This window comes from Streptomyces rubrogriseus, assembly GCF_027947575.1.
Taxonomy (GTDB): Bacteria; Actinomycetota; Actinomycetes; order Streptomycetales; family Streptomycetaceae; genus Streptomyces; species Streptomyces rubrogriseus.
Genome location: NZ_CP116256.1, coordinates 104,008 through 124,717 on the forward strand (window position 1 = coordinate 104,008; position 20,710 = coordinate 124,717).

The 20,710-nt window shown below is 75.5% G+C and carries 18 protein-coding genes and 2 pseudogenes; 6 read left to right on the forward strand and 14 right to left on the reverse strand.

The annotated features are described in order from the left end of the window. Positions 1-9: 9 nt before the first annotated feature. The 4 genes from Sru02f_RS00455 to Sru02f_RS00470 all read right to left on the reverse strand — a co-directional run bounded on the left by Sru02f_RS00455 (position 10) and on the right by Sru02f_RS00470 (position 3,014). Positions 10-1,026, reverse strand: a complete 1,017-nt coding sequence (locus Sru02f_RS00455) for an endonuclease/exonuclease/phosphatase family protein (protein ID WP_109029233.1) — start codon at positions 1,024-1,026, stop codon at positions 10-12. A 35-nt stretch (positions 1,027-1,061) separates the two neighbouring features. Then, complete coding sequence (locus Sru02f_RS00460; protein WP_167469276.1) at positions 1,062-1,433, reverse strand: ADP-ribosylation/crystallin J1; 372 nt, start codon at positions 1,431-1,433, stop codon at positions 1,062-1,064. A gap of 45 nt (positions 1,434-1,478) precedes the next feature. After that, the gene (locus tag Sru02f_RS00465) at positions 1,479-2,423 is read right to left on the reverse strand and encodes a hypothetical protein (protein WP_109029235.1); all 945 of its coding nucleotides are present in this window, start codon (positions 2,421-2,423) and stop codon (positions 1,479-1,481) included. A 72-nt stretch (positions 2,424-2,495) separates the two neighbouring features. Then, entirely contained in the window at positions 2,496-3,014 is a 519-nt protein-coding gene (locus Sru02f_RS00470; RefSeq protein WP_109029236.1) for a hypothetical protein, read from the reverse strand. Positions 3,015-3,128: 114 nt separating this feature from the next. Here Sru02f_RS00470 and Sru02f_RS00475 point away from each other — a divergent pair, with 114 nt between their 5' ends. Beyond that, positions 3,129-4,340: a PP2C family protein-serine/threonine phosphatase gene (locus tag Sru02f_RS00475; RefSeq protein ID WP_109029237.1), complete on the forward strand. Its 1,212-nt coding sequence runs from the start codon at positions 3,129-3,131 to the stop codon at positions 4,338-4,340. Positions 4,341-4,423: 83 nt separating this feature from the next. Further along, positions 4,424-5,503 carry a hypothetical protein gene (locus Sru02f_RS00480; protein WP_011029232.1) on the forward strand — a complete coding sequence of 360 codons (1,080 nt, stop codon included), beginning with the start codon at positions 4,424-4,426 and terminating at the stop codon, positions 5,501-5,503. Positions 5,504-5,554: 51 nt separating this feature from the next. Here the strand turns inward: Sru02f_RS00480 and Sru02f_RS00485 are convergent, their stop codons facing one another. Next, a complete protein-coding gene (locus tag Sru02f_RS00485; RefSeq protein WP_109029238.1) occupies positions 5,555-5,731 on the reverse strand; it encodes a hypothetical protein in 177 nt (58 codons plus the stop codon). A gap of 112 nt (positions 5,732-5,843) precedes the next feature. Here Sru02f_RS00485 and Sru02f_RS00490 point away from each other — a divergent pair, with 112 nt between their 5' ends. Continuing rightward, entirely contained in the window at positions 5,844-7,193 is a 1,350-nt protein-coding gene (locus Sru02f_RS00490) for a helix-turn-helix domain-containing protein (protein ID WP_109029239.1), read from the forward strand. Between the two features lie 55 nt (positions 7,194-7,248). Here Sru02f_RS00490 and Sru02f_RS00495 read toward each other — a convergent pair whose 3' ends face one another. The 6 genes from Sru02f_RS00495 to Sru02f_RS00520 form a co-directional block, all read right to left on the reverse strand. After that, positions 7,249-8,091 carry a hypothetical protein gene (locus Sru02f_RS00495; protein ID WP_109029240.1) on the reverse strand — a complete coding sequence of 281 codons (843 nt, stop codon included), beginning with the start codon at positions 8,089-8,091 and terminating at the stop codon, positions 7,249-7,251. Positions 8,092-8,224: 133 nt separating this feature from the next. Then, positions 8,225-9,898: a glycoside hydrolase family 13 protein gene (locus Sru02f_RS00500; protein WP_109029241.1), complete on the reverse strand. Its 1,674-nt coding sequence runs from the start codon at positions 9,896-9,898 to the stop codon at positions 8,225-8,227. Between the two features lie 111 nt (positions 9,899-10,009). Continuing rightward, positions 10,010-10,990, reverse strand: coding sequence for a nucleoside hydrolase (locus Sru02f_RS00505; RefSeq protein WP_109029242.1), 981 nt, complete (start codon positions 10,988-10,990; stop codon positions 10,010-10,012). 109 nt (positions 10,991-11,099) lie between these two features. After that, entirely contained in the window at positions 11,100-12,365 is a 1,266-nt protein-coding gene (gene thrS / locus Sru02f_RS00510) for a threonine--tRNA ligase (protein WP_167469277.1), read from the reverse strand. A 208-nt stretch (positions 12,366-12,573) separates the two neighbouring features. Further along, positions 12,574-13,701, reverse strand: coding sequence for an aminopeptidase P family protein (locus Sru02f_RS00515; RefSeq protein ID WP_109029244.1), 1,128 nt, complete (start codon positions 13,699-13,701; stop codon positions 12,574-12,576). 4 nt (positions 13,702-13,705) lie between these two features. Further along, entirely contained in the window at positions 13,706-14,077 is a 372-nt protein-coding gene (locus Sru02f_RS00520) for a DUF6479 family protein (RefSeq protein ID WP_164275357.1), read from the reverse strand. 168 nt (positions 14,078-14,245) lie between these two features. Between Sru02f_RS00520 and Sru02f_RS00525 the strand changes: the two are divergent. Then, positions 14,246-14,416, forward strand: a pseudogene (locus Sru02f_RS00525) (right-handed parallel beta-helix repeat-containing protein); the annotation flags it as partial. Positions 14,417-14,496: 80 nt separating this feature from the next. Here the strand turns inward: Sru02f_RS00525 and Sru02f_RS00530 are convergent. From Sru02f_RS00530 to Sru02f_RS00540, 3 genes and pseudogenes are all read right to left on the reverse strand, one after another. Next, positions 14,497-15,393, reverse strand: coding sequence for an IS200/IS605 family element transposase accessory protein TnpB (locus Sru02f_RS00530; RefSeq protein ID WP_109029246.1), 897 nt, complete (start codon positions 15,391-15,393; stop codon positions 14,497-14,499). Positions 15,394-15,596: 203 nt separating this feature from the next. After that, a complete protein-coding gene (locus tag Sru02f_RS00535) occupies positions 15,597-16,475 on the reverse strand; it encodes a serine hydrolase (protein ID WP_109029247.1) in 879 nt (292 codons plus the stop codon). A gap of 429 nt (positions 16,476-16,904) precedes the next feature. Further along, positions 16,905-17,836: pseudogene (locus tag Sru02f_RS00540) on the reverse strand (LysR family transcriptional regulator). A 115-nt stretch (positions 17,837-17,951) separates the two neighbouring features. On the opposite strand from Sru02f_RS00540, the gene Sru02f_RS00545 reads away from it, so the two are divergent. Next, a complete protein-coding gene (locus Sru02f_RS00545; protein ID WP_109029250.1) occupies positions 17,952-19,022 on the forward strand; it encodes a CE1 family esterase in 1,071 nt (356 codons plus the stop codon). 17 nt (positions 19,023-19,039) lie between these two features. Next, the gene (locus tag Sru02f_RS00550; protein WP_109029251.1) at positions 19,040-20,680 is read left to right on the forward strand and encodes a penicillin-binding transpeptidase domain-containing protein; all 1,641 of its coding nucleotides are present in this window, start codon (positions 19,040-19,042) and stop codon (positions 20,678-20,680) included. The last annotated feature ends 30 nt before the right edge of the window (positions 20,681-20,710 follow it).

The following is a 20,710-nucleotide window of genomic DNA, read 5'->3' on the forward strand; positions in this document are numbered from 1 at the left end:
GGGACGCGGTCAGCCGGCCGCCGCGTGCAGGGTCAGGTCGACGACCAGTGCGCGGTGGTCGGTGCCGGCCAGGTCCAGGAACCGGGCGTCGCGCGCGGCGAAGTCCCCGGAGACCAGGACGTGGTCGATCTGCGCGCCGAACACGGGGAGGGTCCGCGCGGGCCAGCTGGGCGTGCGGTCCTGGCCCGCGAGCCGGGCCGCGTCGCGCAGCCCCGTGTCCAGGATGCGGCGGAAGGCGGCGTGGTCCTGCGAGGCGTTGAAGTCGCCGGCCAGGACGGTGGGCGTCCCGCGGTCCCCCGCGGCGGCGTCGCGCAGGGCGTCCAGCTCCTCGCGCCACAGGTCCACCCGGTCCGCGAGCGGCGGCATCGGGTGGGCGAGCAGCAGCCGTACGGGGTGGCCGCGTACGTCGGCGACGGCGGCGGGCATGCCCATGGCGCCGGGGACGGCGGGGGCGGCCCGGAGCGGGAAGGCGCTCAGGATCACGGAGCCCTTGGAGCCGTCGCCCTGGACGGCCCGCCGGTGCGGATAACCGGCGGCCAGGTCGCGCCGCAGCGCCGCGTCGCACGTGCGCTCGCACTCCTGTACGAAGACGAGGTCGGGCTTCTCGCGGCGCACAGTGGCGATCAGCGCGTCGGTGCCCTGCCCGAACTCCACGTTCGAGGTCAGCACCCGGACCTCGGCGACGGGCGGTCCGGTGGGCTCCACGCTCTTGCCGTACGGCTCGATGAACCACGCGAGGAGCCCGAGCAGCGCGACGCCCCACACCGCGCCGGTCCACCACCGGGCGAGCAGCGTGAGCAGCAGCCCGGCGCCGGTCGGCACCAGCAGCCAGGGCAGGAAGGCGAGGAGCTGCGGTACGGGGGTGGCGCCGTCGCTGTCGGCGGCCCGGCAGCCGACGACCACGCTCACCCCGGTGAACAGCAGCCCCGCGCACCAGGCTCCGAGGCGCCGTCCGGTGCGGCGGGGTGTCCGTCCGTCGTCGGCGTCCGTCCACGTGCCGTTCGCCGTGTCGGTCTCGGTGTCCAAGTCCCGGCCCTTCGCTCGCGGTGCGATGCCCGAATCTACGCCGGGGCGTGGAACTCGCGGACGACCTCGATACGGCCCACGATGTGCCGGTTGAACTCGGCCAGCTCCTCCGCCGGGACCCACAGCTCCAGGATGGTCTCGCCGCCCGCCCGGCGTACGGGGTAGCGGGCCAGGAAGGCGGTGTCGGCCTCGAACCGGGTCACGTAGCCGGAGCCGGAGGCGGGGACGTTCCAGTCGCGGGCGATGCGGACGGCGTAGTCCTCGTTGAGGACCGGGTAGAAGATCGGCTGCTCGGGCAGGCGCGGGGGCCAGGCCGTCCAGCCGGAGGCCTCGACGAGCGCCAGCTCCTCGGGGCCGGTGGGCCGCCACAGGGTCGTCGTGCCGCTCTCGGTCCGCCGCTCGGTCATGGGCGGCGACGTTAGCCGCCCGGGCGCGGTCCTGGCCAAGGGGTTTCAGAGCCGGGTGCGCGTCGGCCGGTGCGGGCCGGGCTCGGCGGAGGGCTTCGAGGCAGGCTCCGCGGTGGGTTCCGCGGGGGACCGGCGGCGCGGCGGGCGCCCGTACCGGCCCGTGAGCCACGAGGCCAGCGCGACCGTGAGGCCGAGGGCGACGAGGAGCCAGGAGGCGGTGCGCAGTGTTTCGGTGAGGGCGTCGTACACGGCGCCCGCGGCGGGGCCGTCCACCGGGCCGGGGAGTTCGGCGACGGTGAGCCGGCGGCCGACCAGGACGGCGAGGGCGAGCAGGACGCCGCCGAGGGCGGTGCCGATCCCGGCGGCCACGAGGGCGCGGCGGCGGCGGGCGGCGACGGCGATCGCGGCGACCGCGAAGACGACGGCCGCCAGCGGCAGCCAGAAGGCGGCGACGTCGAGCACGTGGTAGCCCTCCCTGAGCCGGTCCGCCGTGCGGGCCGGGAGCACGGTGACCGCGAGGTGGCGGACCGGGATGCGCCGGGCGAAGGGCACGTGGTCCTCGGCGAGCCGGTCCCGCACGCGTTCGGTGACGGGGGCCAGGTCGACGGTGATCGCGTGGCCGGCCGCGCCGTCGTCCCGCAGGGCGCGCAGCACGGCGGCGTGGACGGTGCGGTTCGCCGCGTCCCAGCCCTCGTGGAAGGCCTCGGTCCGGGTGAACGACCGGGCCGCGTCCCGCACGAAGAGCCGCACGCTGCCGTTCACGGGTCCTGCCGTGACCTCGTCGACGAGCCCCGCGAACCCGGCGCCCAGCGTGTCGGCGGCCGCGTCCCGCACGTCCGGATCGTCGGCGAGCGGGGCCATGGACGCGACGTAGCGGCCCGTGTCGGCCGGCCCGTGCATCGCCCAGACCGCCAGCGTGGCGCACGGTGCGAGCAGGCTGGCGAGGACGATCAGGGCGGCCGACAGGGTGCTCCGGAGGCGGGGGGACACCCTCCCAGGCAAACCCCCGCGCCCCCGCCGGGCGACCGGCGTGACTGCATATGGCCCCCGGGGACGAGCCGGTCAGGTGGTGCGGGTGAGGGTGCGGTGCCTGGCCGCCCGGGCGTCCTCGGCGTCCTGGCGGGTGGCGAAGAGGTAGTACAGCCCGGCCGTCACCGCCGCCGCGAGCAGCAGGGACACGAGGACGCAGGTGAACATGGCCACGCCGCTGCCCGAGTAGAGGAAGCCCAGGGCGCTGCCCGCGAACGCCCCCCACAGCACCGCGTGGCCCTCGCGCGGCAGCCGGTCGGCCACGGCGCGGACCGCGTACCACAGGAGGGCGAAGGCGAGCACCGTCATGAAGCCGAACAGCAGGTTCCAGCCGGTGACGGGGCCGCCGTGGCGGCGGACGGACGCCGCCCAGTAGCCGTAGACCAGGCCGATCGCCAGCGGCATCGCCCACTTCGCCAGCAGGTGGGTCCGCGCGCCGAACACGTCGGGCGTCCGGCGCCCGGACGCATCCCTTCCCGGATCCCTTCCCGTACCGGTGCCGCCGGTGCGGGCGCCGGTGGACGTTCCGCGTGTGGGTACCGCGTGAGCCATGAGAGCACTCCTCTCGCCTCGCCCCGTCTACCAGCGCACACCCGGGTCCGCCGACTGGCAAGTCAGGATGCGGGGCGGTGGGACGCGTGCTTCGCTTCCTCCGTGAGGGGTCGCGTGCGCGGGCCGGTGCGTGGCCGGTGGGAGTTGCTGGGCGGGCTCGTCCGGGCCGCGGGCCGGGGCGACGCCCTGTCGCGGCACGAGCTGCTGAGCGTGCGCGGCCACAGTGCGGCGTGGCTGTTCCCGCTGCTCATGCTCGTCGGTATCGCCGTGGCCGACGTGACGAGCAACGTGTTCCAGATCATCGCCTGGACCGTGCTCGTCCCCGGCGTCGCGGCCGCGATCTGCGGTGTGTGGAGCACGGCGGTGTTCGCGGTGTTGTCGACAGCCGTCTACATGATGGCGGACCTGGTCTGGAAGCACCGGGAGGAGACCGGCATGGCCGGCCTGCTGCTCGTCGCCCTCGGTGGTGTCGTCGCCGTGGGGGTGGCCGCCGTCCGGGTCGGCGGCGAGCGGCGCATGCTGCACATGCGGGACATCGCCGACACCACCCGGCGCACCGTGCTGCGCCCGCTCCCGGGGGGTTTCGGCGGCCTGGACCACGCCGCCGTCTACCTCTCCGCGGACAGCGAGGCCCGCGTCGGCGGCGACTTCTACGACATCCAGCCCGGACCGCACGGCACCCGGGTCCTCGTCGGCGACGTGCAGGGCAAGGGGCTCGGCGCGGTGGAGACGGCCGCCGCGCTGCTCGGCACCTTCCGCGAGGCCGGGTACCACGAGGCGGACCTCGCGACGGTCGCCGAGCGCCTGGAGATCCGCATGCTGCGCCACCGCGAGCACACCGCGGGCCTGGGCCGGGCCGACGGCGACCGGTTCGCCACCGCCGTGCTGGTCGGGTTCCCGCCCGGCCGGCCGGACGCCGTGGACTGCGTCGTCTTCGGCCACGAACCCCCGATGGCGGTCGGCCCGCGGGGGGTGCGCCTGCTGCCGGTCGTGGGCGGGCTGCCGCTGGGCATGGCCGAACTGGCGCCCACCGGCCGGTCCGGGACGCCGCCGGTGCACCGGCTGCACCTGGCCGAGGACGAGACGCTGCTGCTGGTCACCGACGGGGTGACCGAGGCCCGGGACCCCGGCGGGGTCTTCTACCGGCCGGCCGACGACATCGCCCGCGCCCTCGCCGTCGACCCGCGCAGCGCCGTGCCCGCGCGGCTGGTGTCCCTCGTCCGGGACGGCACGCTGCGGCACTGCCGGGGGCGGGTGGCCGACGACACCACGGTCTTCGCGGTACGGCGGACACCGGCCGGCCGGGAGCCGTCCGGCGGCGGCTGAGTGCCCCGCTTCGCAGCCGCAGCGGTTACGGTGCTGCCGTACGTGATCGACGTACGTGATCGACAGGGGGAGGGGACAGGGACATGCCCGGAACCGTGCTGCTGCTCGCGGCGTCGCCCGTGGGCCGCGGGTGCCTGGTGGACGCCGCCTCCGTGCTCCCCGTGCTCGCGGCCGTGCCGCCCGCCGTGCTCTCCGGCACGGACACGGCGAACGTCGTCGAACTCGCCGACCCGCTGGAGCCGCAGGCCGTCCTGACCCGGCTGCGGGCCGCGGCGGCGGCCCCCGGACCGCTCACGGTCTACGTCGCCGGACAGCTCCAGCTGGACCGGCGCCAGCGCCTGCCGCACCTGGCGCTGGCCCGCACGACCCCGTCGACCGTCCGCTACACGGCACTGCCCTGGCACTGGATCCGCGAGGAGCTGCGGCTGCGGCCGAGCGGCGCGACGACGCTGCTGCTCGATCTGCACGCCGACCACGAGACCTGGCAGTGGCTGCGGACCAGTCCGCTGGACTCCGGGCGCAACAACGCCGTCTACGGTCGCGTCGCGCCGCCGCCCGCACGGCGGGCGGTGGCCGTCCCGTCGTACATGCGGGGCGTGGCGACGATCCTGCGCAGCGGGCACCGGCCGCCGCCGGACGAGCTGCACCAGCAGGCGCTGGCCCGCGCCGCCGCCGACGCCCCGGGCAGCGGCGCGGTGACCGGCGCCGACCTGGTGCTGACGGCGCCGGGGCCGGTGGCGGGCGACCCGCACGCCGTCATCGCCGCCGCCGTGCGCTCCGGTCGGCACGGGGACGCCGACGCGTTCGCCGCCCGGCACGAGCGGGCCGCGGCCCACGCGCACGGACCCGCCTCCGAGGACGCGCTGCACTGGGCGGAGGTCCGGGCCGACCTGGCCATGTTCGCGGGGGACCCGGTGCGCAGCTGCCGGTCCTGGCTGACGGTGGCCGAGGCCCGGCTCGGCGCCGGGCAGCTCCCGCAGGCGCCCGCCGTGGAGGCGGCCGTCGACCGGGCCCACCACCAGTGGGGGCGGATCCGCGACGCCGGACCGGCCCGCGAACTGGGCGCGGCCCTCGCCGCGCTGCGCGGCCGCGTACCGGGCCGCCGCGAGGGCGCCCTGGACCATGTCCAGCGCGAACTGAGCCGGCTCCAGACCCAGGGCTGAGCGGACCGGCTCCCGCCGCAGGACCGAGGGCGCCCCTCCCGACGGGACGGCCTAGCCGTCCGCCGGGGCCGGGCCGTCCGCGGGCGGTCCGGCCTCCTGGGCCGGGGCGGGGGACGGTGCCGTGTCCGCGGGGCCCGCGTTCGCGGCCAGCAGCAGGCAGGCCACGGCGGCGACGGCGGCGGTGAGCGCTCTGGCGTAACGTTCGGCGGTGCGGAAGCGTACGGGCACGGTGTCCTCTGTGGGATGAGGGATTGTGTCAAGCGCGGTTAAGCGCGCTTAATACGCGGTTTAACCTAGAGCCGTCCGCGCCGAACGGCAAGAGCCTCATGGGGAGTTGGCAGTGGGGGACCGTGACGACCGAAACGCCATCGGACGCCGGGTGCAGCGCCTGCGCGCCGAGCGCGGGATGACCCAGCGCCAGCTCGCGGAACCGGCGTACACACCCGCCTACATCTCCACCCTGGAGGCCGGCCGCGTCCGCCCCTCCGACGAGGCGCTGCGGCACCTCGCCGACCGGCTCGGTGTCGGATACGAGGAGCTGGTCACCGGACGCCCCGCCCGCCTCGCCACCGACCTGCGGCTCAGGCTCACCGAGGCGCAGCGCACCCTCGCCACCGAGGGCGCCGAGCAGGCGGCCGCGCAGTACACCGGGCTGCTCGCCGAGGCCGAGACGTACGAGCTGGCCGAGGAGCGGGCCGCCGCGCTGCTCGGGCTCGGCGAGTGTGCCGTGGAGACCGGCGAACTGGCCGCGGGACGGCAGTACTTCGAGCGCGCCGAGCAGTGCCTCGTCGACGCCGGGGCCCCGCTGCCCGCCCGGGTCCCCGCCCTGCGCGGACGCGCGCTCTCGCACTACCTCGCCGGTGAACTGCGGTACGCCGTCTACCTGCTGGAGTCCACCCTGGACGAGCTGAACCGCGGCGGACTGCACGACCCCGACGCGCTGCTGCTGCTCTACGCCAGCGCGATCGGCCCGTACATGGACATGGGCGCCCACGCGCGCGCCGCGCAGGCCGCCGAACTCGCCCTCGCCCTCGCGCCCAGCGCCGGGGATCCCGCGCTGGTGGCCCGCATGCACCGCTCGGTCGCCCGCACCCTGCTCGCCGAGGGGCGCCTCGCCGAGGCCGACGCCTCGCTGGCCAAGGCGGCCGAGCTGTACCGCACGCTGCAACTGGGCACCGAGCTGGCCAACTGCCACTGGATGCGCGGCTACGTCTGCGCCCAGAACGGCGAACTGCCGCGCGCCGAGGCGGAGATGCGCGAGGCCCTCGCCATGCTCTCGGCCACCCGCGCCGCCCTGTACAGCAGCCAGGTCGCCGTCGAGCTGGCCGACGTACTGCACCGGCGCGGCAAGTCCGAGGAGGCCGCCGAGCTGCTGCACGGGGTCCTCGACGACCTCTCCTCCGAACGCGGCGCCGTGCACTCCGCGGGCGCGCACCGGCTGCTCGGCATCATCGCCGAGGACGCCCGGGACACCGAGGCCGCCGAGGAGCACTACGTCCGTGCGCTGAGCCTGCTGGAGCGGGCCGGTGCGGCGGGCGACCTGGCCGACTTGTGCCGCCTCCTCGGCGACCTGCTGCGCCGCACCGGCCGCGTCGAGGCCGCCCTGGACGCCTACCGCACCGGCCTCGGGCACCGCACCGCGCCCGGCACGACCACCCTGGGCCCGGCTCCCGCCCAGCCGCCGCTGTAATCCCCCTGCCGCCCCCGGCCTGTGTGCCCCGACTCGGCGCCAGGACGGACGGGCCCTAGACCTGGGCCCGGCCCTGTCGCCGGGCCTCCGCCAGGCGGCCGGTGCCGATGTCGACGGACGTCCGGGTGGCGTCGTCGGCCGGTTCGCCGAGGGTGCCGTTGGTGAGGCTGATCGCGTCGTCGCCGAGACGGACGGCGACCAGGTCCACCGTGAGGGTCCCGTCGCCGGTCCCGTCGCGGGCGTCCCCGCCGGAGTCGTCGTCCGGCGCCGTGCCGCCCACCATCACCCGCAGTCCCCGGCGGGCGTCCCCCGCCTGCGGCAGGGCCAGGCCGGTGACGCGGACGTCCCGGGCGGTGCCGCGGGCGGGCCGGGCGGTGAAGTGCCCGCACCTGTCCGGCAGCGTCCCGAGCCACGCCAGCGTCCGGTCGAGGTCGGCGGCGCGGTAGGAGGTGACCCGGTAGTGCAGCTGGGCCCCGTCCTCCGTGTCGTCCAGGGCGGCCGTGGCCCGGGGCGCGGTGGCGGCGTCCGAGCCGAAGAGGTCCTCGGTGTAGAGGACGTCCAGCAGCCGTCGGCAGTCGGGCCGTTCGGCGGTGGCCTTGAGCAGTTCGTCGCGCCAGGTCGCGGCACCCCGGGTCGGCTCCCACGCCTCCCCCAGGTCGGCCGCCGTGATCAGGGCGGCCCGCGCCTGCCCCCGGGTGAGCACCGGCGGCAGGCCGGACGACGGAAGCGCGGCCGGGGACTGCGCGGCCGGCGGCACGGTGCCGTCCGCCCCGTCCGCACCCCGCCCGCCACCGACGCAGGCGGTCGCCGTCAGCGCCAGCACCGCCGCGAGCGCGGCACCGGACAGCGGACGGACGGCGGGGACGCGTGACGGGCGGGCGGCGGGGGCGTGCTGCATCGGTGCCTCCTGGCGGGCCGGTGCGACCGGCGCCGTTCAGGATCGGTCACGTCTCCACGGCACCACCGTCCGCGCCCCGCCACCAGCGTGCGCGGCCGTCCGGGTGAGCGCACCGGGCGACCGCGCGGACCGGTTACAGGCCCAGCCACACCGTCGTGTCCGGGCCCAGCCGGCCGCCGTCCTCCAGGGGCGCGCTGCTCAGCAGCACCTCACCGGCCGGCAGGTCGACCACGGCTCCGGAGAGGTTGGTGACGCAGCGCCAGCCGTCCGAGCGGTCGAACCGCAGCACCCCCGCCGGTACGTCGTCCGACCAGGTCAGCGACTCGCCGTCGAGCAGCTTGCGGCGCAGGCGCAGCGCCGTGCGGTACAGCTCCAGCGTCGAGCCCGCCGTCCCGTCCTGGGCCTGGACGGCGTACGCCGCGAAGCCGGGCGGCTGCGGCAGCCACGCCGCGCCCGCGCCGAAGCCGTACGAGGGCCCTTCCGTCGTCCAGGGCAGCGGCACCCGGCAGCCGTCGCGGCCCTTGCGGACGTGGCCGGTCTGCTCCCAGATCGGGTCCTGGAGGACCTCGGTGGGCAGGTCGGCCACCTCGGGCAGCCCCAGCTCCTCGCCCTGGTAGAGGTAGGCCGAGCCGGGCAGCGCCAGCATCAGCAGCGTCGCCGCGCGGGCCCGGCGCAGTCCGGCCGCCGGGTCGACGGCGGGCGCGTGGCCGCCGGACAGCAGCCAGGCGTCGGTGTCCGTGTCCGGCGGCAGGACCAGGCGGGTGGCGTGCCGGACGACGTCGTGGTTGGACAGCACCCAGGTCGCCGAGGCCCCCGCGGCCCGCGCGTCGGCCAGCGAGCCGGTGATGACCTCGCGCAGCTCGGCCGCGTCCCAGCCGGTCTGGAGGTACTCGAAGTTGAAGGCCTGGCCGAGTTCGTCGGGCCGGGCGTACAGCACCCGCCGGGGGCCCGGGACCCAGGCCTCGGCGACGGCCGTGCGGGGCGGGGTGTAGGCGTCGAGGATCTTGCGCCAGTCGCGGTAGACCTCGTGGACGTCGTCGCGGTCGTAGAAGGGGTGGGTGCCGGGGGCGAACCGCGCGAGGGCCGCCTCGCCGCTCAGCTCGGGGGCGCCGAGGTCGCGCAGCGGCTCGGTCAGGTCCTTGACCAGCGCGTGCGCGACGTCGACGCGGAAGCCGTCGACGCCCCGGTCGCACCAGAACTTCAGCGTGCTGCGGAAGTCGGCGCGGACCTGTTCGTTCTCCCAGTTCAGGTCGGGCTGTTGGGGTGCGAAGAGGTGCAGGTACCACTGCCCGTCGGGCACCCGCTGCCAGGCGCTGCCGCCGAAGACGGACTGCCAGTCGGTGGGCGGGAGTTCGCCGTTGGCCCCGCGACCGGCACGGAAGACGTACCGGTCCCGGGCCGCCGATCCGGGACCGGCGGCCAGCGCCTCCCGGAACCAGGCGTGGCGGTGCGAGGTGTGGTTGGGCACCAGGTCGACGATCACCTTCAGGCCCAGCCGGTGGGCCTCGGCGGCCAGCGCGTCGAAGTCGTCCAGCGTGCCCAGGCGCGGGTCGACGTCGCGGTAGTCGTCGACGTCGTAGCCGCCGTCGGCGAGTTCGGAGGGGTAGAAGGGGCTGAGCCACAGGGCGTCGACGCCGAGGGCGGCCAGGTGGGTCAGCCGCTGGGTGACGCCGCGCAGGTCGCCGAGTCCGTCGCCGTCGGCGTCGGCGAAGCTGCGGGGATAGACCTGGTAGATGACGGCCTGCCGCCACCAGTTGGGATCCTTGGACGACAGGTCGGGGGTGCTGGCGGTGCTGCGTACGGTCACGCGGCCTCCTTCGAGATGCCGAGTCGGTACGTGCGGGCGACACGAGCTGATCTGGTACGTCTGTCCAGATCACCCGAAAAGGGAACCCGTGCGCCCGCGACGCGCCGGGGGCTACGCCACCGTGCGCTCGACCGTGCCGAGGTACAGCTCCACGTACCGGGCCACGTCCACGTCCAACGCCACGTCCACCAGGGGCTGTTCGCGCATGCCGTCGTGCAGTTCGGACTCGCCGACGCGCAGCCGGCGGTCGACCAGGGTCTGGCCGCGGGACGGCCCGGGGGCCAGGGCCACCTCGACGGGCAGCCGGTGCGTGGTCAGGCCCGCCGGGTCGATCACCGCGCAGACCGCGCCCGCGTCGCCGAGCCCGCCGCCGGGGTCCGTGGCGTCGGTGGCCGGGCCGCGGTGGGCGAGCAGCTCCCCGGCGAGCCGGGTGCCGGGCTCGGCGCTCGCGCGCAGCCGCCGGACGTCCGGGCCGGGTACGATCACCCGCTCGAACACGTCTAGGCCGTACATCGTGATCGGCACCCCGGCGGTGAGCAGGATCGCGGCGGCCTCCGGGTCGTGCCACACGTTGAACTCGGCGACCGGCGTCGCGTTCCCGGTGGCCACCGCGCCGCCCATGAACACGATCCGCTCGATGTTGCCGGTGACCTCCGGGTGGGTGCGCAGCAGCAGCGCGATGTTGGTCAGCGGCGCGGTCGGGATCAGGGTGACCGGCCGCGGGGAGGCGAGGATCTCCCGGCGCAGCAGCGTCACCGCGTCCACGTCGGCGGGGGCGCGGGTGGGCGCGGGCAGCCCGAGGTCGCCCATGCCGTCTGCCCCGTGCACGTGCCGCGCGGTGCGCACGCCCTCGATCAGCGGCCGCTCGGCGCCCCGGGCGACGGGGACGTCCGGGGCTCCGGCCCGCTCCAGCACCGTCAGCGTGTTCCGGACGACCCCCGCCACGTCCGTGTTCCCGGCCACGCAGGTGACCGCGCGCAGGTCGAGGCGCGGGTGCCGGACCGCCAGCAGCAGGGCCAGGGCGTCGTCGATGCCGGTGTCGCAGTCGATGATCACTGGAATGGGCTGCTGCTGCTCGGAGACGGTGCTCACGGCCGGGGGCTCCTTGTACTTCGCGGGGGGACGCCGATGCGGTGACCTTACGCGGGTGCGCCCGAGTCCCCCCGGCTCGGAGACGCGGCCCCGTGCCGGGAGCGCGGGCTCAGGTGGACGGCCACAGCTCCGGGGCGCGGGCCTCGACCCGGTCGGTGATGCGGTGCAGCAGTTCGGTGCCGGGGAGCCGGCCCGGGCGGCGGCCGTCGCGCAGGCGTACGTCGACCAGGTCGCCGCTCTCCGCCTCCCGCGCGCCGATCACCGCCTGGTACGGCACCTTCCGCGCCGCCCGGACCCGGGCGCCCAGGCTGCCGCGCTCCGGGCCGACGACCTCGGCGCGCAGGCCCCGGTCGACGGCCTGCCGTACGAGGGCGTGCGCCGCCTCCCGCTGGGCGTCGGCCACCGGCAGCACCACCAGCTGTACCGGGGCCAGCCAGGCCGGGAAGGCGCCGCCGTGCGCCTCGATCAGGTGGGCGACCACTCGCTCCACGCTGCCGATGACGCTGCGGTGCACCATGACCGGGCGGTGCCGGGTGCCGTCGGGGCCGACGTAGCGCAGGCCGAAGCGTTCGGGCTGGTGGAAGTCGATCTGGACGGTCGACAGGGTCGACTCGCGGCCGGCCGCGTCCTCGATCTGTACGTCGATCTTGGGGCCGTAGAAGGCGGCCTCGCCCTCCACCGCCTCGTACGGCAGTCCGTCCAGGGCCTCCCTGAGCAGCGCGGTGGCCCGCCGCCACAGCTCCGGGTCCGCGACGTACTTGCCGCCGGGCCCCGGCAGCGACAGGCGGTAGCGGGAGGCCCGGACGCCCAGGTCGGCGTGGGCGCGGCGGATGAGCCCGAGGGCGGCGCGGGCCTCGTCGGCGGCCTGGTCCGGGGCGCAGAAGACGTGCGCGTCGTTGAGGTGGATGGCCCGCACGCGGGTCAGTCCGCCCAGGACGCCGGAGGGCTCGGAGCGGTACATCGCGCCCAGCTCGGCGATGCGCAGGGGCAGCTCGCGGTAGCTGCGGGACCGGGAGCGGTAGACCAGGGCGTGGTGCGGGCACAGGCTCGGGCGCAGCACGACCTCCTCGGCGCCCAGCTCCATCGGCGGGAACATGTCGTCGCGGTAGTGCTCCCAGTGCCCGGAGATCTCGTACAGCTCGCGTTTGCCGAGGACGGGGGAGTAGACGTGCCGGTAGCCGGCCCGGCGCTCCGCCTCGCGGACGTACTCCTCCAGGGTGTGGCGGACGACCGCGCCGTCGGGCAGCCAGTACGGCAGGCCCGCGCCCATGAGGGGGTCGGTGTCGAACAGCGCCAGTTCGCGGCCGAGCCGCCGGTGGTCGCGGTGACGGCCGTGGTCGTGGCCGTGGTCCCGGTCGTGGTTCCGGTCGTGCATGGTGGTCTCCCTCGGAACGGTCCACGGGACGAGCACCACGCGACGAAGCCCCGGGGCGCTCGGCCCCGGGGCTTCGGACTTCTGGTCAGCAGTCAGCGCGCCGGGGTCCCCGGCGTCGTCATCAAGGACGAACAGGCGCGCTTCATGAGGGCGACGGTACGCAGGGCCGGGGCGCCGACGCGAGCGGTTTTACCTCCGGCCGGGACCCTCAGCGCACGATCACCAGCTCGTGCGAGGTGGTGTTGAGCCGTCGCGCCCCGTCCTCCGTGCAGGTCACGACGTCCTCGATGCGGACGCCGAAGCGGTCCGGGAGGTGGATGCCGGGCTCGATGGAGAAGCACATGCCCGGTTCGAGGGGCTGCTCCTCGCCCTCCCCCAGATAGGGCGGCTCGTGGGTGGTGACGCCGACGCCGTGGCCGGTGCGGTGCGCGACGTGCCCGGCGTGCCCGGCCTCCTCGAGCACCGCGCGGGCCGCCCGGTCGACCTCCTGGCAGGACACCCCGGGTCGCACCGCCCCGAAGGCCGCCCGCTGCGCGGCCCGGACGGTCTCGTGGACCCGCCGCTCCTCGTCCGTGGGCGCCCCGACGTGCACGGTGCGGGCGATGTCGAAGCCGTAGCCGTCCTTGAGGCCGCCGAAGTCCAGGACGACCATGTCCCCGTCCCCGATGACCCGGTCCCCGGGCCGGTGGTGCGGGTCGGCCGCGTGGGGTCCGGCGCCGACCACCGTGAAGTCGACGCGGCTGTGGCCGTGCGCGCGCAGCAGCCCGGCCAGGTCGGCGGCCAGCTCGCGCTCGCTGCGCCCGCCGAAACGCAGCCCGAGGACCTCCTCGTACGCGGTGTCCGCCGCCGCTGCCGCGGCCGTCAGCAGGGCCACCTCCTGCTCGTCCTTCACCGCGCGCCGCATGGGCAGTACGACGGACAGCGGCTGGTAGGTGGCCAGCGGCAGGGACGCCTGGAGGCAGAGCAGGTGCAGCGCCCAGGTCGCGTCGGAGACGGCGTACCGGCCGTGCGGGCGCAGCAGACCGGCCGCGGCGGCGTAGGCGTCCTGTCCCTCCCACCAGTCGGAGACCCGTACCGCGCCCGCGCCGGGGGCCGCCTCGGCGGTCGGGCGGTCGAGCGCGGGCACCAGCAGCCGGGGCTGGGAGGTGGCGGTGAGGACGAGGAGGGTGAGGCGTTCGGCGGGGGCGGTGGGCCGGTAGCCGCACAGCCACACCAGGTCGGGGCCGGGGGTGACCAGCACTCCGGCCAGCCCCAGGGCGGCGGCCTCGTACGCGGTGCGGTCCATGCGGGCCGCGTAGACCTCGTCCGTGAAGGCGCCGGGGGCGGCGTCGCCCACGGCCTCAGACGTGTCCCGGCCCACCGCTGCCGAAGGCCCCGCTCGACCCCGGCAGCCAGCGGCGCCGCTTCTGGTCCTCGCCGCGGCGGCTGCCCGAGTGGTGCAGCTCGTAGGGCATGAGCCGCGGGCTCCCGTCGTTGTTCAGCGGGATCTCGTCGGGTTCGCGCATCTCGCGCTCCTCGCGGACGGCCCCGGTGTCCGGGAGGTGCGGCTGTTCGTCGGCGCGGGGGCGGTCCGGCTCCCGGTCCATGACCCGCATGCCGACGCGTACGGCCCAGACCAACGCCCCGGCGATCACCAGTCCGATGATGAAGACCACTGTCACTTTGGCACCGCCCGAGGGCGCGGCCAGCAGTACATACGTTGCCGTACTCATGTTCTGATTATGTACCCCCAAATGAGATAAAGCGCCTGATATGTCCATTCCTGTGTTCTTGCCTGTGTCCTTGCCCGTGTTCCTGCCCGCGGCCTGACGCGCGAACGCGCGATTGGGGCGGGCCGGTGGCTGGTGCCCGGTCGTCGTCACCGGTGGAAGGGGCAGCCCATGACCGCGCCGCTGACGGCGGACACCCATGAGTACGGCCTGGTCGGGGACGGCACCGCCGACGACCGGCCGGCCCTTCAGGAGCTGGTGGACGTGCTGGGCGACGCCACCGCCGAGGACGGGCGGCCGCGCACGGTGCGCGCGCCCGCCGGGCGGTACGTGATCCGGAACGAGCCGGTGCTCTGGCGCAGCGGCGTCTCGCTGGTCGGTGCCGGACGCGGCGCCACCTGCTTCGCGCTCTCCAACCGTTCCTATTCAGTAAGCAGGAGTGAGTCTTGGACCCATTCCTGTGCACTGCGGACATCCCGAACGGTTCTGGATGTCCTGGTCACCCGCGTTCGCGCCGCGTCCGGTGGCACGGATCGTGTCCGTGGTCCGGGAAGGCGGGGGCGGGTTCCCTCACGCCCAGGAGTCTCCGGTCCGGTCTGGGCGGACCGATGCCTGCATCCATCGCTCTGGTGGGTGCGGGGCGGTGCCGTCCGACGCCGGATGGGATAGCCCTGGGCGCGTCGCCCGATCGCGATGCTCGCCGCATCGTGCCGGGTCGTCTTGCGGGTGGTGCTGGTGAGGGGGTTCTGCCAGTGCTGGGCGCCCCAGCGGGAGGTGTAGGCGGGGTCGACGGCGATGATCGTGATGCCGGTGGCGTCGGCCATGGAGGTCAGGCGGGCGCGGAGCCTGCTGGTGGGCATGCCGGAGATCAGCTGCCGGAAGCGGCGCTTGCGGCCGTGCTTCTCCCGCGTCTTCTCGGCGGTGAAGTCCAGGTCCTCGACGGCGCTGGCCTTCACGCCGCTGGTGGTGGCCCAGTGCAGCAGTCGGGTCCCGGCCTCCAACGACTGGAGATACGCGTGGGCACTACGCCGGGCCAGCGCCCACTGATCATGCGACGCCTTGGTGATCGCACCCGCCCAACGGGCCGACGAAAGGGGTGTCAGCGCGCGCTTGCGCACCGCCCACGCCCCGGCATCATGATCCAGCCCGTCACGACAACGCGCTGTCAGATCACGGGACGCGAGTGCGCCCAGATGCGCGCCGACCTGCCGCAGTACCTCCACATCGGTAGTGGTGAGCTGCTTGAGTCGGGTACGCACCGCTACCCCGGACGGGTCCGGCACGACGAACGGCGCCGCAAGCCCCCGCAGACCACCCACCCCACACCCCCGCACAGCCGTGACAACCCTGTACACCTCACCCAACGAACAGCCTTGCCCAGGGTCACGCATTCGACAGACAGACTGCCGTTCCCACCCGGACACCAAGCCCTCCGACCCCACCCCACACTCACTCGTTCACACCAGAGCACACTCATCCACAGTCAACGGCCAGCAGTTCCCAACCCCGGTGCCCTCGGTCGTCAGGGTGCGCGCAATGAGTCCACCGCGATCCGGGCCGCGGTGCCGATCACCGCGTCCGCCGCCGGGAGCACGGCCGCGGTGTGGGCGGTGCGGGTGAAGACGGCCACGGCGTAGCGGCCGCCGTCGGGGTACTCGACGACGCCGACCTCGTTGCGCAGGGTGGGCAGGCTGCCGGTCTTGCCGGCCACGTGCACGTCGTCGAAGGGGAAGCCCGAGGCCAGCCGGTGCGGCCACACCTGGAGGCCCATGATCCGGCGCATCGCGGCGCCGTACTCGGGCGGGCAGGCCTCGTCCCGCCACACCGAGCCGAGCAGGCGGGTCATGTCCCGCGGGGTGCTGCGGTTGGTGCGGGCCGGGTCCAGGGCGCGCAGCCGGGTGATGACGTGCGGGTCGGTCAGCGCCCGCGCTCCGTCGGGCCCGGCGTCCTCGCGCATGGTGCCCAGCATCTCGCCGAAGCCGTACACCGCCCGTGTCCGGGTGAGGCCGAGCCGGGCCGTCGTGCGGTTGACGGCGTCCAGGCCGACCCGGCGCAGCAGCAGGTCGGCGGCGGTGTTGTCGCTGACGGACATCATCAGGAACGCGGCGTCGCGCAGGGACAGCAGGACCGGGTCGAGCATGGCCGCGAGCCCGGTGGGCCCCGGGGTGCGGCCGGTCGGCGGGCACTCGATCCGCTCGGTGAGGTCCAGTTCCCCGGCCGCCGCCAGCTCGTGCAGCGTCACCAGTACGCACAGCTTGTGGACACTGGCCGTGCAGACCGGCTGGTCCGCCCCGGCCCCGACCTGCGCCCCCGAGTCGATGTCCACGGCGTGCAGCCACCCGGTGACCCCGGCATCGGCGAACGCGGCGTCCAGCCGTGCGGCGGTGACGGTGTCGCTCATGACCGCTCCTCCGGCGCCGGGCCGACCCCCACCGGCCGGGCGGGGGTCGACGTGCGTGCGCGGTCGGGGCCGGTGGGGGCGGTGGTGTGCCGGGGTCGGTGGCGGAGGGCGGTGGCGGTCCTGGCCGGGCCTCCGGCGCCCGCGCCGGGGGCACGGGCCGGGCGGCCGCCGCGATGGGTGCGCCGGTTCGGGTGGGGTTCGTAGGGCTGCGGTGGTGGGGGCCGGTGGGGATGGTGGGGTGTGTCGGTCGGTGCCGGAGGGTGGTGGCGGAGGTCATGGCCGGGCCTCCGGTGCATGGGCCGTGGGGCACCGGCCGGGCGGCCGCCGCGACGGGTGCGCCGGTCCGGGTGGGGGCCGTCGGGCGACGGCGGTCGGGGCCGGTGGCAATGCTGGGGTGCGTCGGTCGGTGGCCGAGGGCGGCGGTGTCGGTCAAAGCCAGTACTCCGATGCCGGGCGAAGGTGCAGGGGCCGGGCGGGTGCCTCGGAGTGGGCGTCGGCCGTGGTGCGCAGGGCGTGGGTGGCCGCGTCGGCGAAGGCGCCGACGGCGGCGTCGCCGCGCCCTTGGGCCAGGCCGCGGAGTGCCGCCAGGCGGGCGGCGCCCCGGCCAGCGGGCGCCAGACCAGGTCCTGGTCACCGGGCGCCACGAGCCGGGTGTCGCGGGGGCCGAGGGCGACGGCCCCGGACGACAGGACCAGGCCGCGGACGAAGCTCGCGCCCTGGCCGTGCCGTACCGCGGCGGGCGTGTAGCCGCCCCGGGCACAGGAGGTGAGCAGGTCGTCGTAGACCGCGGGCGCGTCGGCGCGCGGGAAGAGGACCAGGTCGTAGCCGGTGAGGGCGGCGAGCGGCACGGCGTCCAGCTCCGTCTGGGGCGCGCCGCGCGGCAGCAGGACGCCGAGGTCGCGGCGGAGCACCGGGCCCAGTTCCAGGCCGGTGACGTCGCACGGGTGGTGGATCAGGCCGACGTCCAGCTCGTGGGCGGCGAACCCGGCGAGCTGCTGGGCGGTGGTCAGCTCGTGCAGCTCCAGTTCGAGGCCCGCGTGCCGGCGGCGGAAGTCGGCCAGCAGCGCGGCGACGGTCTCGCCGGAGATGTCGGGGGACAGGGCGGCGCGCAGCAGGCCGCTCTCGCCGTCCCGGATGCGGCGTGCCGCGGTCCGCAGTGACTCGGCGCGGGCCAGCAGCTCACGGGCCTCGGCGAGCAGCAGCGTGCCCGCCTCGGTGATCGTCACCTGGCGGCTGGTGCGTTCGAAGAGCCGGACGCCCAGCTCCCTCTCCAGCCGCTGGATGCGCTGCGACAGGGGCGGCTGGGCCATGCCGAGCCGGGCGGCGGCACGGCCGAAGTGTGACTCTTCTGCAACAGCCACGAAGCACTCCAGGTGCCGCACCAGGTCCACGACCAGTAATCATATCGGGGATTGATCGATCCGACATCGATATCGGTCTTGGACAGGGGCTCGGCGGGGTTGCTCTCCTCGGGCCATGCGCTCCTTTCGTGACCGTGACCGTGACCGCGCCGGTGACCGCGTCGGCGACCGTGATCCCGCGCTCCGCGCCCGTCGATGGGCCGGCGGGCTCGCCCTCGCCCTCGTCCTCCCCCTGGCCGGCTGCGCCACCGACGCCGGCGACGGCGCCGACTCCGGGCGTCCGGGAGCGTCGTCGACCGCCCCCGCCCCCTCCGCCACCGCGGCGCCGGAGGTCCGCGCCCAGCTCCGGGTGGACGGTGACATCCGCCAGTACCTCCTGCACCGGCCCCCCGCCCCTGCCGCCGAGGGCGACGACGGCCCGCGGCCCCTCCTCGTCGCCTTCCACGGCCGCGGCGCCGACGCCGCCGAACTGCGGGCGAAGACCCGGCTGGAGCGGGCCGCCACCGCGCGCGGCATGCTGGTCGCCTTTCCCGAGGGCCTCGGCCACGGCTGGGGCGCGGGCACCCGGGCGACGAAGCAGCGCCCGGACCCCGGTCTGGACGTGCGGTTCACCGAGGCGCTGATCGAACACCTGGTCCGCACCGAGCGGGCCGACCCCGGTCAGGTCTACGTCGCCGGGTTCTCCAACGGCGGCTCGATGGCCCTGCGCATGGCCGCCGAACGCCCCGCGCTGCTGGCGGGTGCCGCCTCGGTCTCCGGCCAGCTCCCCACGGGCGACGCCGCGGTGGAGCCGACCGGGCCCGTCCCGGTCATGGTCGTCTACGGCGCCGACGACCCGGTACGGCCCCTCGCGGGCCTCCCCTCCCCGCCGCCGGACCCGAAGGAGCCGATCCTGCCGACCCGGTCGGCGCGGGACAGCGCGGCGGCGTTCGCGGCGGCCGGGGGCGCGGGCGAGCCGGTCACGCGGCAGGAGCAGGGCTACGAACGGACGGTGTGGCGGCTCGGGAACGAGGCCCCCGGCGGCTCCCGGCGGCCCGGCGGCACCGTGCAACTCCTCGTCGTCGACGACGCCGGTCACACCTGGCCGGGCTCGACCGTCCCCCCGCCCGAGGGGTTCGGCCCCGTCAGCAGGGCCCTCGACGCCACCGGCACGATCCTCGACTTCCTCACCGGCCCCGGCCGCTGACCGACAAGGACCTTCCCATGCCCGACGCTCCCCACTTCACCTCTCCCCGCCGCCGCAGGCCCCGCAACGGTGTGCGGGCCGTCGCCGCCGTGGGCGTCGTCCTCGCGACAGCCGCGGGCGGCTCGTACGCCGCCGGGTTCGGCCCCTTCGCGCGCGGCGACGACGGACCCGACCCCGCCGCGACGGAGCAGGCGCGCGCCTTCCTCGCCGACTGGGCCGCCGGGCGGCTGCCGAGCGCGGCCGGACGCACCACCGAGCCCGGCAAGGCGCAGGAGGTGCTGCAGAGCTTCACCGCGGGACTCGACATCGAGAAACCGAAGCTGACGGCGGCGGCCGACGGCGTGAAGGAGGGCGAGGACGGCACCCTCGGCATCCCCTTCACCGCCCGGATGCCGGTCACCGGCCTGGGCACCTGGACGTACGAGTCGGAGCTGCCGCTGCGCGAGCAGGACGACGGCGGCTGGAAGGTGGACTGGCGGCTGTCGCTGGTGCACCCGCGGCTGAGCGAGACGGAGAAGTTCCGCCTGGAGCGCGAGGAGAGCGCCCCGCCGAAGGTCACGGACCGCGCGGGCGTCTCGCTCGTGGGCGCCGAGTACCCGTCCCTGTCCCCGCTCCTGGGCCGGCTCGCCGGTGACGCGGGCGGCGGCGGCCCGCGCGGCGCGGTCGAGCTGGTCGACCGGGCCAGCGGCGAGACCGTGCGCACCGAGGCGTCCTTCGGCAAGAAGCCCGACCCGGCGACGGCGGACCGGCCCGTGCGCACCACCCTGGACGCCGGGTGGCAGGCGGCCGCCGAACAGGCCCTCGGGGAGGCCGACGGCAAGAACGCCTCCCTGGTCGCCCTGCGCGTCGACAACGGCGAGGTGCTCGCCCTCGCCAACTCGCCCTCCTCGGGCTTCAACCGCGCCGCCTCCGGCACCTACGCGCCCGGCTCCACCTGGAAGATCGTCACCAGCAGCGCCCTGCTGCTCAAGGACGCGGTCGCGCCCGACGACGTCGTGGACTGCCCCAAGTACCTGACCGTGGGCAAGGAGTTCCACAACGTGGAGACCTCCGAACACCCCGGCGCCACCTTCCGCAAGGACTTCACCGAGTCCTGCAACACCGCCTTCATCAGCCTGCGCGGCAAGCTCGACGACGGGGAGCTGGGGAAGGTCGCGCGCACCTACTTCGGGGTCGGCCAGGAGTGGCACATCGGCATCCCGACGTACGACGGCTCGGTGCCGGTGCCCAAGGACGAGACGGAGAAGGCCGCGTCGATGATCGGGCAGGGCCGGGTCCAGGCCAACCCCCTGATCATGGCGTCGGTGACGGCCACCGCGGTCTCCGGCGAGTTCCACCAGCCGTCCGTCACCGCGGGCAACGAGGACGAGACCCGCACCGAGCCGCTCCCCGACGAGGTCGTCACCCAGCTGCGCGGGCTGATGCGGGCCACCGTCACCGACGGCACCGCGCGCGTCCTGGCCGACCTGCCCGGCGAGATCGGCGCCAAGACCGGCACCGCCGAGGTCTCCGACGACCAGGACAACAACGGCTGGCTCGTCGCCCACCGGGGCAACGTCGCCGTCGCCGTGGTCGTCGAGGAGGGCGTCACCGGCGGCGGCTCGGCGGGGCCGATCGTGCACAGCCTGCTGTCGGCCGTACCGGAGGACCCTTCCTGAGAACCCTTCTCGAGCCCGTACCGAGCGGGA

Excerpts from the sequence above, each read along its gene's own strand:
- Sru02f_RS00535 (WP_109029247.1), bottom strand. The coding sequence starts at position 16,475 with ATGAGCGACACCGTCACCGCCGCACGGCTGGACGCCGCGTTCGCCGAT.
- Sru02f_RS00545 (WP_109029250.1), top strand. The coding sequence starts at position 17,952 with ATGCGCTCCTTTCGTGACCGTGACCGTGACCGCGCCGGTGACCGCGTC.
- Sru02f_RS00470 (WP_109029236.1), bottom strand. The coding sequence starts at position 3,014 with ATGGCTCACGCGGTACCCACACGCGGAACGTCCACCGGCGCCCGCACC.
- Sru02f_RS00520 (WP_164275357.1), bottom strand. The coding sequence starts at position 14,077 with ATGAGTACGGCAACGTATGTACTGCTGGCCGCGCCCTCGGGCGGTGCC.
- Sru02f_RS00460 (WP_167469276.1), bottom strand. The coding sequence starts at position 1,433 with ATGACCGAGCGGCGGACCGAGAGCGGCACGACGACCCTGTGGCGGCCC.
- Sru02f_RS00480 (WP_011029232.1), top strand. The coding sequence starts at position 4,424 with ATGCCCGGAACCGTGCTGCTGCTCGCGGCGTCGCCCGTGGGCCGCGGG.
- thrS (WP_167469277.1), bottom strand. The coding sequence starts at position 12,365 with ATGCACGACCGGAACCACGACCGGGACCACGGCCACGACCACGGCCGT.
- Sru02f_RS00495 (WP_109029240.1), bottom strand. The coding sequence starts at position 8,091 with ATGCAGCACGCCCCCGCCGCCCGCCCGTCACGCGTCCCCGCCGTCCGT.
- Sru02f_RS00550 (WP_109029251.1), top strand. The coding sequence starts at position 19,040 with ATGCCCGACGCTCCCCACTTCACCTCTCCCCGCCGCCGCAGGCCCCGC.